This is a genomic window from Streptomyces sp. NPDC021115, assembly GCF_044333065.1.
Lineage (GTDB): Bacteria > Actinomycetota > Actinomycetes > Streptomycetales > Streptomycetaceae > Streptomyces.
The window spans coordinates 677,602-689,356 of the sequence record NZ_JBIRQF010000004.1 but is presented as its reverse complement, the minus strand read 5'-3'; the positions used below and the strand labels follow the sequence as shown (position 1 = coordinate 689,356).

General features: G+C 69.8%; 12 protein-coding genes and 1 tRNA gene. 5 read left to right on the top strand and 8 right to left on the bottom strand.

Translation table 11 applies throughout. From position 1 onward, the window contains the following. The first annotated feature begins 138 nt into the window (after positions 1-138). Positions 139-213 (top strand) — tRNA-Asp (locus ACH4TL_RS17240). A 123-nt stretch (positions 214-336) separates the two neighbouring features. Next, a complete protein-coding gene (locus tag ACH4TL_RS17235) occupies positions 337-546 on the top strand; it encodes a DUF6274 family protein (RefSeq protein ID WP_398314759.1) in 210 nt (69 codons plus the stop codon). A gap of 391 nt (positions 547-937) precedes the next feature. Here the strand turns inward: ACH4TL_RS17235 and bldC are convergent, their stop codons facing one another. Both bldC and ACH4TL_RS17225 read right to left on the bottom strand, forming a co-directional pair. Further along, a complete protein-coding gene (gene bldC / locus ACH4TL_RS17230) occupies positions 938-1,144 on the bottom strand; it encodes a developmental transcriptional regulator BldC (protein WP_003949541.1) in 207 nt (68 codons plus the stop codon). Positions 1,145-1,650: 506 nt separating this feature from the next. Beyond that, positions 1,651-2,487, bottom strand: coding sequence for a hypothetical protein (locus ACH4TL_RS17225; RefSeq protein WP_398314757.1), 837 nt, complete (start codon positions 2,485-2,487; stop codon positions 1,651-1,653). Between the two features lie 176 nt (positions 2,488-2,663). Here ACH4TL_RS17225 and ACH4TL_RS17220 point away from each other — a divergent pair, with 176 nt between their 5' ends. Both ACH4TL_RS17220 and ACH4TL_RS17215 read left to right on the top strand, forming a co-directional pair. Continuing rightward, entirely contained in the window at positions 2,664-3,821 is a 1,158-nt protein-coding gene (locus ACH4TL_RS17220; RefSeq protein WP_398314755.1) for a Leu/Phe/Val dehydrogenase, read from the top strand. 346 nt (positions 3,822-4,167) lie between these two features. Continuing rightward, positions 4,168-4,428 carry a DUF3073 domain-containing protein gene (locus tag ACH4TL_RS17215; protein WP_009716213.1) on the top strand — a complete coding sequence of 87 codons (261 nt, stop codon included), beginning with the start codon at positions 4,168-4,170 and terminating at the stop codon, positions 4,426-4,428. Between the two features lie 101 nt (positions 4,429-4,529). Here ACH4TL_RS17215 and purM read toward each other — a convergent pair whose 3' ends face one another. The 3 genes from purM to ACH4TL_RS17200 all read right to left on the bottom strand — a co-directional run bounded on the left by purM (position 4,530) and on the right by ACH4TL_RS17200 (position 7,966). Next, the gene (gene purM / locus ACH4TL_RS17210) at positions 4,530-5,600 is read right to left on the bottom strand and encodes a phosphoribosylformylglycinamidine cyclo-ligase (RefSeq protein WP_398314753.1); all 1,071 of its coding nucleotides are present in this window, start codon (positions 5,598-5,600) and stop codon (positions 4,530-4,532) included. Between the two features lie 59 nt (positions 5,601-5,659). Further along, positions 5,660-7,219, bottom strand: coding sequence for an amidophosphoribosyltransferase (gene purF / locus ACH4TL_RS17205; RefSeq protein WP_398314751.1), 1,560 nt, complete (start codon positions 7,217-7,219; stop codon positions 5,660-5,662). A 135-nt stretch (positions 7,220-7,354) separates the two neighbouring features. Continuing rightward, the gene (locus ACH4TL_RS17200; protein ID WP_398314749.1) at positions 7,355-7,966 is read right to left on the bottom strand and encodes a sterol carrier family protein; all 612 of its coding nucleotides are present in this window, start codon (positions 7,964-7,966) and stop codon (positions 7,355-7,357) included. A 92-nt stretch (positions 7,967-8,058) separates the two neighbouring features. Between ACH4TL_RS17200 and ACH4TL_RS17195 the strand changes: the two genes are divergently transcribed. Next, complete coding sequence (locus tag ACH4TL_RS17195; RefSeq protein WP_398314747.1) at positions 8,059-8,460, top strand: nuclear transport factor 2 family protein; 402 nt, start codon at positions 8,059-8,061, stop codon at positions 8,458-8,460. 55 nt (positions 8,461-8,515) lie between these two features. Here ACH4TL_RS17195 and purL read toward each other — a convergent pair whose 3' ends face one another. From purL to purS, 3 genes are read right to left on the bottom strand one after another with little or no spacing between them, the layout of a single operon-like run. Continuing rightward, complete coding sequence (gene purL, locus ACH4TL_RS17190) at positions 8,516-10,765, bottom strand: phosphoribosylformylglycinamidine synthase subunit PurL (protein WP_398314745.1); 2,250 nt, start codon at positions 10,763-10,765, stop codon at positions 8,516-8,518. Next, positions 10,762-11,442, bottom strand: coding sequence for a phosphoribosylformylglycinamidine synthase subunit PurQ (gene purQ, locus ACH4TL_RS17185; RefSeq protein ID WP_055545550.1), 681 nt, complete (start codon positions 11,440-11,442; stop codon positions 10,762-10,764). Before purQ ends, purL begins: the two co-directional genes overlap by 4 nt. Continuing rightward, positions 11,439-11,702, bottom strand: a complete 264-nt coding sequence (gene purS, locus ACH4TL_RS17180; protein ID WP_398314743.1) for a phosphoribosylformylglycinamidine synthase subunit PurS — start codon at positions 11,700-11,702, stop codon at positions 11,439-11,441. Before purS ends, purQ begins: the two co-directional genes overlap by 4 nt. Positions 11,703-11,755 lie beyond the last annotated feature (53 nt).

The window sequence follows — 11,755 nt, the reverse complement described above, 5'->3', positions numbered from 1 at the left end:
GACCGGCCCTGACCCGGCCCGGGGCGGCGCCGGACGGGCCGGGCGGGCGCGAGTTCGACCGCACCCCCTGACCTGCTGTAGAGTCTGTGACGCACCGCAGCGAGGAACACAGCGAACAGGCTGTGGAGCTTCACTGATGGTCCTGTGGAGCAGTTTGGAGTGCTCGCCACCCTGTCAAGGTGGAGGCCGCGGGTTCAAATCCCGTCAGGACCGCACAACACACCGAAGGCCCGGATCCGCACAAGGATCCGGGCCTTCGGTCGTCTTGACGGCGCCCCGCGACCGGCGGTACCCAGACTAGAAGGTGGCGTGGGGGTGGCCGGGAGGTGCGGGCACATGACGACGACCGCGAAACATGAGATCCGGGCCCTGCTGCGGGCCCACCTGGCGGCCGCCTCCGGCTACCGCCACTCGACCCGGCACTGCCCGGTCTGCCATCGGCTGCTGCGGCTCGCGATGGAGCCCGTACCGTCCGCGGAGCCGGCGTCCACCGAGCCGGCACCCGCCGAGGGGGGATCATGCTCCGACGACTCGTCAACTCGGTAAGCCCTTACCGCGGTTCAGCGGAACTCGACAAGCTCTGAACTGTGTGACGGGAGTCACCGAATGAGTTTCGGAGAGTGGGGGAACTTACGCCCTCCTCACAACAGGTCAATTTAATATGTGCAATTGCACCCTCTGTCCGGGCCCTCCCGAGAGCGCCGCGGAGGCCCGTCCGGAGCCCTCCTCGCCCCCTGATGGAGCGGCCGTCCGACGCCCGGCGGCGGGGCCGGTGAGGGCATAAAAAAGATCGCGCTGGACCCGGCGGAGTCCAGCGCGATCTACGACGCACCCATGTCGAGCGGTGATGGCCTGTTGGGGCAGGCACCCGTCGTGGTGGAGCCATACAGGCGAAAGCCGGGCTGGGGGGCCCGGAAATGCCCGGTTATGCGGTTGTTCAGGCCTCGCTGCGCTGCTGCGGGATGCCCGCGAGAAGCGCACGGACCTCCGCTTCGCGGTAGCGCCGGTGCCCTCCGAGCGTGCGGATGGACGTGAGCTTGCCTGCCTTGGCCCAGCGCGTGACCGTCTTCGGGTCCACACGGAACATGGTGGCAACCTCAGCCGGGGTCAGCAGCGGCTCGGCATCAGGGGTGCGAGCGGTCATGAGCGGCCTCCTCGGGAGAACCGAACCATCACGGTTCTTTCCTCTAAATTCTGCACCTTGACCCGCGTTGCCCGAAATGGCGGACGCGGGCCGAGTCGGTTATAGGACGAACGGCTTGTCCTCGGCACTACAACTACACCATCTGTCCAGCCGCGTCGGCCAAACCGATGGAATTGCCCTCTCAGGTGCCCAACCTCGACGGAAGCCGATGGACCATGTCATAGCGGACAGTCACGCGACCGTGACGATCAGTCACAACAGGATCAGGGGTACCAGATCCGCCAAGGAGTGCAATACCGATAAATCCGCCCATACTTGGACGGAAGGAGAACTTCCCGGACTCCTTGTCCTATTTTGACACGAGGATGGGGGATTGCCGCAAGGCCCTCAGTCAGTGCTTTAGATCACGATTGACGTAATGGCCCGGATCGGGACCTACGTCCCCCTGCTCCGGCTCTGACGTACCCGGCCGCCCGATGGATCCGTTTTCCCTGGACCCGATCATCTCAGCTGGCGTTCTGCCGCCCCCGGATCTCGCTCCACCGGTCGGTCAGCCGCTCGTACGCGCTGCCCGCGCGCTCCCCGTCCCCGTCCCTCAGTGCCGCAAGCCCTTCCGCCACATCCGCCGCCGAGCGGTCGTCCTCCAACTGCCCGGCGGGCAGCACGTGCACCAGACCGCCGTAGTCCAGTTCGACCAGCGACCGCGGATGGAATTCCTCGAGCCACCGGCCCACGTCCACCAGGCCGTCGATGAGCGGGCCCTCGCCGAGAGCCTCCTTCAGCACCTTAAGCCCGCGCGCGACCCGCCGCCTGGCCTGGACCATCGGAGTTCGGTAACGCAGGATGAGCCCCTCGTCACCCTTGGTGCACTCGCGCTCCTCGTCCGCGAAGAGCACGAACCAGCGGACCGGGACGTGCCAGGTCGCCGAGCGGATCCACGGCCGGGCGTCGGGGTTGCGCTCCAGCCACTGCTCGTAGTCCGAGGCGGCCTGGCGGCGCACCACGGGGGGCAGCGCGGCGTCCAGAAGGGGGGCGGGAAGGCGCTCGGGCAGCTCTTCCAGGGCCAACCAGCCGCGCAGCCGCGTCCGCCACGGACAGACGCATGTGACGCCGTCCACGACCGCCACGAAGGCGTCCGCGCTCTCGTGCACCGGGACCGGCACCGGCGGCACCGGGAGCAGGTCGGCGAGCGACCGGCGCAGCTCGTCCTGCGCGCCGGGGAGGTCGTCGCGCTTGGCGTACGTCGCCCAGTGCGTGCGCTCGGGCTCAGGAAAAGCGGCCAATGGCTCATAGACACGGAGATACGCCGTATACGGGACAATCACCGAAGACGCCAAGGTCACACGCGCTCCCTCAAGGCCGATACCACCGCCAGGAGTTGCCTACTCCCTGCTCACGGCATCGTCCCATGACCACCATGCGGACTCGGCGGGGACATGGCCGCTCCCGCGCCCTCCCAGGGCTTACGCTCGTGCCCACCGGCCCTCCCCACCAGCTCGGAGGGCACCCCACCCGACCTATGGGAGTCACCACCGTGACCGACGTACGTCACACCGTCAGCGTCGACGGTCCGACGGAGAGTCGCGTGCAGAACCCTCTCTCACCGCTGTCGATACTGTTCCGCACCGATCAGGGCGGCCATGAGCAGGTCCTGCTGTGCCAGGACCGGGAGAGCGGCCTGAAGGCCGTCATCGCGATCCACTCGACCGCCCTGGGCCCCGCGCTCGGCGGCACCCGGTTCCACGCCTACGCCGGCGAGGAGCACCCCGAGGAAGCGGCGGTCCTCGACGCGCTCAACCTCGCCCGCGGCATGTCCTACAAGAACGCGCTGGCCGGGCTCGACCACGGCGGCGGCAAGGCCGTGATCCTCGGCGATCCCGAAGAGATCAAGACCGAAGCGCTACTGCTCGCCTACGGCCGTTTCGTGGCCTCTCTGGGCGGCCGCTACGTCACCGCCTGCGATGTGGGCACCTACGTCGCCGACATGGACGTGGTCGCCCGCGAGTGCCCCTGGACCACCGGCCGCTCCCCGGAGAACGGCGGCGCGGGCGACTCCTCGGTGCTGACCGCCTTCGGCGTCTTCCAGGGCATGCGGGCCAGCGCGCAGGCCGCCTGGGGCGCGCCCACGCTGCGCGGCCGCCGCGTCGGCATCGCGGGCGTCGGCAAGGTCGGCCACCACCTGGTGGAGCATCTGCTGGAGGACGGCGCCGAGGTCGTCGTCACCGATGTGCGCGCCGCGTCGGTCGACCGGGTACTGGCCCGACATCCCCGGATCGAGGCGGTCCGGGACACCGGCGCGCTGATCCGCGCGGACCTCGACGTGTACGCGCCGTGCGCGCTCGGCGGCGCGCTGGACGACGACACGGTGCCCGCCCTGACCGCGAAGGTGGTGTGCGGCGCGGCCAACAACCAGCTCGCCCATCCGGGCGTCGAGAAGGACCTCGCCGACCGCGGGATCCTCTACGCGCCGGACTACGTGGTGAACGCGGGCGGGGTGATCCAGGTCGCGGACGAACTGCACGGGTTCGACTTCGAGCGGGCCAAGGCCAAGGCGTCAAAGATCTTTGACACGACTTTGGCCATTTTTGATCGGGCGCGAACCGATGGCATTCCGCCCGCGGCCGCCGCCGACCGGCTCGCCGAACACCGGATGGCGGAGGGTCACGGAGCCGTATGAGTGTCATCTGAGGGCCGTCTGAGCACGGTCCGAGCGACGCCCGGAGGACACCCGGGCGTCGCTCGGGTGTGACGGGAAAGACCCCTCAGCGAGAGATCCCTCACGGCCCGTCGGCGGGTCGCCCCACGAGACAGGTTAAAATCGCAGCTGACCAGCGGGGACGGGGCGCCCCGCGGGTTCTGCCTCGTGGCACGTCGTGTGGGCGACGTACCGTATGGCCACAGAAGCAGGTACCGTTGAAGCCCTACGGACCGGTCTCTCCCTGGGGAGTCCGCTCCGATTCATGAACGTGAACGCGTGTCAAGACTCTGGGGCCGTCGAGCCCCGTCGTTGAGGGGGTCGAGCCATGGGGCGCGGCCGGGCCAAGGCCAAGCAGACGAAGGTCGCCCGCCAGCTGAAGTACAACAGCGGCGGGACTGACCTCTCACGCCTGGCCGAGGAGCTGGGCGCATCGCCGACGTCGAATCAGCCGCCGAATGGCGAGCCGTTCGAGGATGACGATGAGCTGGACGATGACCCGTACGCACAGTACGCGGATCTGTACAACGACGATGACGACGAGGACGACGACCGGTCGGATCCGTCCGCGCAGCGTCGCCGCGCCTGAACCTAACGTTCCAGGCGCTCGGCAATCGCCGCACCTCCGCCGGTCCGGGGCACCCGCCTCGGACCGGCTTCTGTGCTGTCCGCGCACCCGGCGCGGTCAGCTCAGCTCGCGTAGTCACCGGTCAGCGTCACCGCTTCCGTGTCACCGGCCCCGGCGTCGGTGATCTCACCGCTCACCCAGGCGTCCACCCCGCGGTCCGCGAGGGTCGCGAGCGCGGCGTCCACCGAGCCGCCCGGTACGACGGCCATCATGCCGACGCCCATGTTGAGGGTCTTCTCCAGCTCCAGCCGCTCCACCGAGCCGAGCCGCCCGACCAGATCGAAGATCGCGCCGGGGGTCCAGGTCGAGCGGTCCACCACCGCGCGCAGGCCCTCCGGGATGACCCGGGCCAGGTTGTTGGCGAGCCCGCCGCCGGTGATGTGCGAGAAGGCGTGCACCTCGGTCGTGCGGGTGAGGGCCAGGCAGTCCAGCGAGTAGATCCGGGTCGGCTCCAGCAGCTCCTCCCCCAGCGTCCGGCCCAGCTCCGGCACCTCGCGGTCCAGCGCCCAGCCGGCCCGGTCGAAGAGCACATGGCGGACGAGTGAGTACCCGTTCGAGTGAAGTCCGGACGAGGCCATGGCGATCACCGCGTCCCCCGTACGGATGCGATCCGCGCCCAGCACCGCGTCGGCCTCGACCACGCCCGTACCGGCCCCGGCGACGTCGAAGTCGTCGGCGCCCAGCAGCCCCGGGTGCTCGGCGGTCTCGCCGCCGACCAGCGCGCAGCCCGCGAGGGCGCAGCCCTCGGCGATGCCCTTGACGAGCGCGGCGACCCGCTCCGGGTGGACCTTGCCGACACAGATGTAGTCGGTCATGAACAGCGGCTCGGCGCCGCACACCACCAGGTCGTCCACGACCATGCCGACCAGGTCGTGGCCGACCGTGTCGTACACGCCCATCCGCCGGGCGATGTCCACCTTGGTGCCCACGCCGTCGGTCGCGGACGCCAGCAGGGGGCGGCGGTAGCGGGCGAGCGCGGAGGCGTCGAAGAGGCCCGCGAAGCCGCCGAGGCCGCCCACGACCTCCGGCCTGCTGGCCTTCTTGACCCACTCCTTCATCAGCTCGACCGCGCGGTCGCCCGCCTCGATGTCGACGCCCGCGGCGGCGTAGCTGGCACCAGTGGACTCAGACATGACCTTGAGTTCTTTCGTTTCGGGTAGCGCATACGAGGGCTGGGTGCCCGGGAACCGGCCTACGGGCGGCGGAGCGCGTCGGCGCCGCCGACCCCGGCGGTCAGCGTCCGCACGCCGTCGGCGTCGGCACTGCTCTGGCCCTGCGTCTCCGACTCCAGCAGATGCTTGCCCAGCAGCCCCGGGTCCGGCAGGTCCATCGGGTACTCGCCGTCGAAGCAGGCGCGGCACAGATTCGGCTTGGCGATCGTGGTCGCCTCGATCATGCCGTCGGTGGAGATGTACGCGAGGGAGTCGGCGCCCAGCGACTTGCCGATCTCCTCGGTCGACAGCCCGTTGGCGATCAGCTCGGCGCGGGTCGCGAAGTCGATGCCGAAGAAGCAGGGCCACTTGATGGGCGGGCTGCTGATCCGGATGTGCACTTCGAGCGCACCGGCCTCGCGGAGCATCCGCACCAGGGCGCGCTGGGTGTTGCCGCGGACGATCGAGTCGTCCACGACCACCAGCCGCTTGCCGCGGATGACCTCCTTGAGGGGGTTCAGCTTGAGCCGGATGCCGAGCTGCCGGATGGTCTGCGACGGCTGGATGAAGGTCCGGCCGACGTAGCTGTTCTTGACCAGCCCGGAGCCGTACGGAATCCCGCTCGCCTCGGCGTAGCCGACCGCGGCCGGGGTGCCGGACTCCGGCGTCGCTATGACGAGGTCGGCGTCGGCCGGGGCCTCCTTCGCGAGCTTGCGGCCCATCTCCACGCGGGAGAGGTACACGTTGCGGCCCGCGATGTCGGTGTCGGGGCGCGCCAGGTACACGTACTCGAAGACGCAGCCCTTGGGCCGGGCCGGGGCGAAGGTCGTGGAGCGCAGGCCGTTCTCGTCGATCGCGACCATCTCACCGGGCTCGATCTCCCGGATGAAGGACGCGCCGACGATGTCGAGGGCCGCCGTCTCCGACGCCACCACCCAGCCGCGCTCCAGGCGGCCGAGCACCAGCGGGCGGATGCCCTGGGGGTCCCGGGCGGCGTAGAGCGTGTGCTCGTCCATGAAGCAGAGGCTGAAAGCGCCCTTGACCTTCGGCAGCACGATCGGAGCGGCCTGCTCGACCGTCAGCGCCTTGCCGTCCTCGTCGACCTGCCCCGCGAGGAGGGCGGTGACCAGATCGGTGTCGTTGGTCGCCGCGACCTGGGTGGCCCGGCCCTTGTCCCTGGGCAGGGCCTCGACCAGCTCCGCCAGCTCGGCGGTGTTGACCAGGTTCCCGTTGTGGCCCAATGCGATCGAGCCATGGGCGGTCGCCCGGAAGGTCGGCTGCGCGTTCTCCCACACCGAGGCTCCGGTGGTGGAGTAGCGGGCATGACCGACCGCGATGTGGCCCAGCAGGGAGCCGAGGGATGTCTCGTCGAAGACTTGTGAGACCAGGCCCATGTCCTTGAAGACGAGGATCTGGGAGCCGTTGCTCACTGCGATACCCGCGGACTCCTGACCGCGGTGTTGCAGGGCGTACAGCCCGAAATAGGTGAGTTTGGCGACCTCTTCACCCGGCGCCCAGACTCCGAAGACGCCGCAAGCGTCCTGGGGGCCCTTCTCACCGGGGAGCAGGTCGTGGCTGAGTCGTCCGTCACCACGTGGCACGGCATCGAGTCTAGGCCAGTTCCGCTGTGCGTCCGAACGAGGGACCCGATGGGGGGCGTATGTCACATTTACCGAGACCCGTTCCCGGACCCTTCCGGCCGCCGCCCGAACCGCTCTGACCTGCGATGTCTCCGTCTAATCGAGCACCGGGAGGTGTGCGGCGAGGTCGGCGCGCTCGCCGCTCGCCGTCACCTCACCGGCGTCCAGCGCCTCGGCCCAGCCGGTGCGGCCGGCGGCCAGCCGGATCCAGGTCAGCGGGTCCGTCTCGACGACGTTCGGCGGCGTCCCCCGGGTGTGCCGGGGCCCCTCCACGCACTGCACGACGGCGAAGGGCGGGATACGCAGCTCGACCGATCCGCCGGGCGCCTTCGCCGCGAGGGCGTCGGCCAGCAGCCGGACGGCGGTGGCCAGCGCCTGGCGGTCGTACGGCACGTCCAGGCCGGTGGCCGCCGCCAGGTCGCCGGTGTGGACGACCAGCTCGGCGCAGCGGGCCGCCAGGGCGCGGGCATCCTCGTCGGCCGCTCCCGCTCCCGACTCCGGTTCCGGTTCCGGCTCCGCCTCCGCCTCAGCCTCCGCCGACAGGTGCGCGATCAGCTCGCGGACCGACCGGCCGCCGGCCCGGATGGACGCGTCCAGCCGTTCCTCGTCCAGCTCCCGTACGGCGTCCCGGACGTGCCGCAGCTGCGCGGTCACGGCGGCGCGGGTCTTGGCGGGGTCGTAACGGCGGGCGCGGGGGCGAGGCGGCATGGCGCCGACCCTATCGACAGCCCGGCGGGGCCGACGGAGGATGTAAGAAAGGGGACAGAGAGGTATCTACTGGCGCGAAAGGTGTGAATGTCATGGGTGAACACCCCGATGCCGCCGTGGTGCGCCGAGCCGCCACCGCGTTCCAGCAAGGCGACCTGGACGCTCTCGCCACGATGCTGACGGCGGACGTCGTCCAGCATGTGCCCGGTGACCACATGCTCTCCGGGCACCACAAGGGCCGGGACGCGTGCCTGCAGCTGTACCGCACCGAATACGAGGAGACCGGCGGCACCCTGCGGGTCGACATCGAGACGGTGCTGCCCGACGGGCGCGGGCATGTGATCTCCGGCCAGCACTGCCGTGCCGAGCGCGGCAACCGCACGCTGGACATGAAGACCGGGCTGTTCTTCACCATCGTCGGCGGGAAGATCAGCGACATCGACTACTGCGTCGAGGACATCGACGCCGCCAACGCCTTCTGGGCGAAGAGCTGACGAAGCCCCGAGCGTGGCCCCGCCCACGTCGGGACGGGGCCACGCGGGCGGGTGATCAGGCCAGCAGGCCCGGGATGGTCGCCTCGTAGGACTCCCGCAGCTCCGCCAGCGGGATCGAGAACTGACCCTGGACGTCGATCGTCTCGCCGTCCACGACACCGATCCGGGCCGCGGGAAGTCCGCGCGCCCCGCACATGTCGTTGAAGCGGATCTCCTCGCTGCGCGGAACCGACACGACGGCCCGGCCGGCGGACTCGGAGAACAGCAGCACGAAGGGGTCCGTGCCGTCGGGGACGACGATCCGGGCGCCCTTGCCGCCGCGCAGACACGACTCGGCCAGGGCCTGGATCAGGCCACCGTCGGACAGATCGTGGGCCGCGTCCACCATGCCGTCACGGGAGGCCGAGATCAGGATCTCGGCGAGCAGCCGCTCGCGCTCCAGGTCCACCGCGGGCGGCAGCCCGCCCAGGTGGTCGTGGATCACCTGCGACCAGGCCGAGCCGCCCAGCTCCTCGGCGGTGTCGCCGAGCAGGTAGAGCAGCTGGCCCTCCTCGGCGAACGCCATCGGCGTGCGCCGCGCCACGTCGTCGATCACGCCGAGGACGGCGACGACGGGCGTCGGGTGGATGGCGGTCTCGCCGGTCTGGTTGTACAGGGAGACATTGCCGCCGGTGACCGGGGTGCCCAGGGTCTGGCAGCCGTCCGCCAGACCGCGGGTGGCCTCCGCGAACTGCCACATGACCGCGGGGTCCTCCGGCGAGCCGAAGTTGAGGCAGTTGGAGATCGCGAGCGGCTTGGCGCCGGACGCGGCGACGTTGCGGTACGACTCGGCGAGGGCGAGCTGCGCGCCCGCGTACGGGTCGAGCTTGGCGTAGCGGCCGTTGCCGTCGGTGGCGACGGCGACGCCGAGCCCGGTCTCCTCGTCGACCCGGACCATGCCGGAGTCCTCGGGCTGGGCGAGGACCGTGTTGCCCTGCACGAAGCGGTCGTACTGGTCGGTGACCCAGGACTTGGACGCCTGGTTCGGGGAGGAGATCACGCGCAGCACCTGCGCGCGCAGCTCGTCCCCGGTGGCCGGGCGGGGCAGCTTGCCCGCGTCGTCGGCCTGGAGGGTGTCCTGCCAGTCGGGACGGGCGTAGGGGCGCTCGTACACCGGGCCCTCGTGGGCGACGGTGCGCGGCGGCACGTCCACGATCTGCTCGCCGTGCCAGAAGATCTCCAGCCGCTCGCCGTCGGTGACCTCACCGATCACGGTGGCGATGACGTCCCACTTCTCGCAGATCTCCAGGAAGCGGTCGGCCTTCTCCGGCGTCACGATCGCGCACATGCGCTCCTGCGACTCGCTCATCAGGATCTCCTCGGGGGAGAGCGAGGAGTCGCGCAGCGGCACGGTGTCGAGTTCGACGCGCATGCCACCGGAGCCGGCGCTGGCCAGCTCGCTGGTGGCGCAGGAGAGCCCCGCGCCGCCGAGGTCCTGAATGCCCTCGACCAGGTCTTCCTTGAAGATCTCCAGGGTGCACTCGATGAGCAGCTTCTCCTGGAACGGGTCGCCGACCTGGACGGCGGGGCGCTTGGCGGGCTTGCTGTCGTCGAAGGTCTCGGAGGCGAGCACGGAGACGCCGCCGATGCCGTCGCCGCCGGTGCGGGCGCCGTAGAGGATGACCTTGTTGCCCGTGCCTGACGCCTTGGCCAGGTGGATGTCCTCATGCTTCATGACGCCCACGCACAGGGCGTTGACCAGCGGGTTCCCCTGGTAGCAGGGGTCGAAGACGACCTCGCCGCCGATGTTGGGCAGGCCCAGGCAGTTGCCGTAGCCGCCGATGCCGGCGACGACGCCGGGCAGCACCCGCTTGGTGTCGGGGTGGTCGGCGGCGCCGAAGCGCAGCGGGTCCATGACGGCGACCGGGCGGGCGCCCATCGCGAGGATGTCGCGGACGATGCCGCCGACGCCGGTGGCCGCGCCCTGGTAGGGCTCGACGTACGAGGGGTGGTTGTGCGACTCGACCTTGAAGGTGACCGCGTAGCCCTGGCCGACGTCGACCACGCCCGCGTTCTCGCCTATGCCGACGAGCAGCGCGTCGGTCTCCGGGGCCTTCTCGCCGAACTGCCGCAGATGGACCTTGCTCGACTTGTACGAGCAGTGCTCGGACCACATGACGGAGTACATGGCCAGCTCGGCGCCGGTGGGACGGCGCTCCAGGATGGCGCGGATGCGCTCGTACTCGTCCTGCTTCAGCCCCAGCTCGGCCCAGGGCTGCTCGGTGTCCGGGGTCTGGGCGGCGTGCTTGGTGGTGTCCAGGGTCATGCGCTGACCAGCCTCTTGAGGATCGAGGTGAAGAAGCCGAGCCCATCGGTGCGACCGGTGCCGATCAGCGGCTCGACGGCGTGCTCGGGGTGCGGCATGAGGCCGACGACATTGCCCTCCGCATTGGAGATCCCGGCGATGTCGCGCAGCGAGCCGTTGGGGTTCAGCTCCTGATAGCGGAAGACGACGCGGCCTTCGGCCTCGAGTTCATCGAGGACGCGCTCGTCGGCGACATAGCGGCCGTCGATGTTCTTCAGCGGGATGTTGATCTCCTGGCCCTGCTCATACGAGCGGGTCCAGGCCGTCTCCGCGTTTTCCACTCGCAACTTCTGGTCGCGGCAGATGAAGTGCAGATGGTTGTTCCGCAGCATCGCACCGGGCAGCAGATGGGTCTCGGTGAGAACCTGGAACCCATTGCAGATGCCAAGCACCGGCATACCCGCCTTCGCCTGGGCGATGACGGTCTCCATTACCGGGGAGAACCGTGAGATCGCTCCGGCGCGCAGATAGTCGCCGTAGGAGAAGCCGCCGGGGAGGATCACCGCGTCGACCTGCTTGAGGTCCTTGTCGCGGTGCCACAGCGGTACGGCTTCGAGACCGGCGGTGCGGACCGCGCGCTGGGTGTCGCGGTCGTCGAGCGTTCCGGGGAAGGTGACGACTCCGACGCGTGCGGTCACGACTCCGCCTTTGCGTCGGCCTCGATCTTCACATCGAAGTCCTCGATCACGGTGTTGGCGAGGAAGGTTTCGGCGATCTCGTGGATACGGGCGAGGGCGGCGTCGTCGACCGGACCCTCCACTTCGAGTTCGAAGCGCTTGCCCTGACGGACGTCGGCGATGCCCTCGAAACCGAGACGGGGCAGTGCGCGCTGCACCGCCTGGCCCTGGGGGTCGAGGATCTCCGGCTTGAGCATGACGTCGACTACGACGCGTGCCACTGGCACTCCCGATGGTGTGGTGCTGGTGCGTAAGGCGGTGACGCAAGCCTACC

Excerpts from the sequence above, each read along its gene's own strand:
- ACH4TL_RS17195 (WP_398314747.1), top strand. The coding sequence starts at position 8,059 with ATGGGTGAACACCCCGATGCCGCCGTGGTGCGCCGAGCCGCCACCGCG.
- ACH4TL_RS17235 (WP_398314759.1), top strand. The coding sequence starts at position 337 with ATGACGACGACCGCGAAACATGAGATCCGGGCCCTGCTGCGGGCCCAC.
- purM (WP_398314753.1), bottom strand. The coding sequence starts at position 5,600 with ATGTCTGAGTCCACTGGTGCCAGCTACGCCGCCGCGGGCGTCGACATC.
- ACH4TL_RS17220 (WP_398314755.1), top strand. The coding sequence starts at position 2,664 with ATGGGAGTCACCACCGTGACCGACGTACGTCACACCGTCAGCGTCGAC.
- ACH4TL_RS17215 (WP_009716213.1), top strand. The coding sequence starts at position 4,168 with ATGGGGCGCGGCCGGGCCAAGGCCAAGCAGACGAAGGTCGCCCGCCAG.
- bldC (WP_003949541.1), bottom strand. The coding sequence starts at position 1,144 with ATGACCGCTCGCACCCCTGATGCCGAGCCGCTGCTGACCCCGGCTGAG.
- ACH4TL_RS17200 (WP_398314749.1), bottom strand. The coding sequence starts at position 7,966 with ATGCCGCCTCGCCCCCGCGCCCGCCGTTACGACCCCGCCAAGACCCGC.
- purL (WP_398314745.1), bottom strand. The coding sequence starts at position 10,765 with ATGACCCTGGACACCACCAAGCACGCCGCCCAGACCCCGGACACCGAG.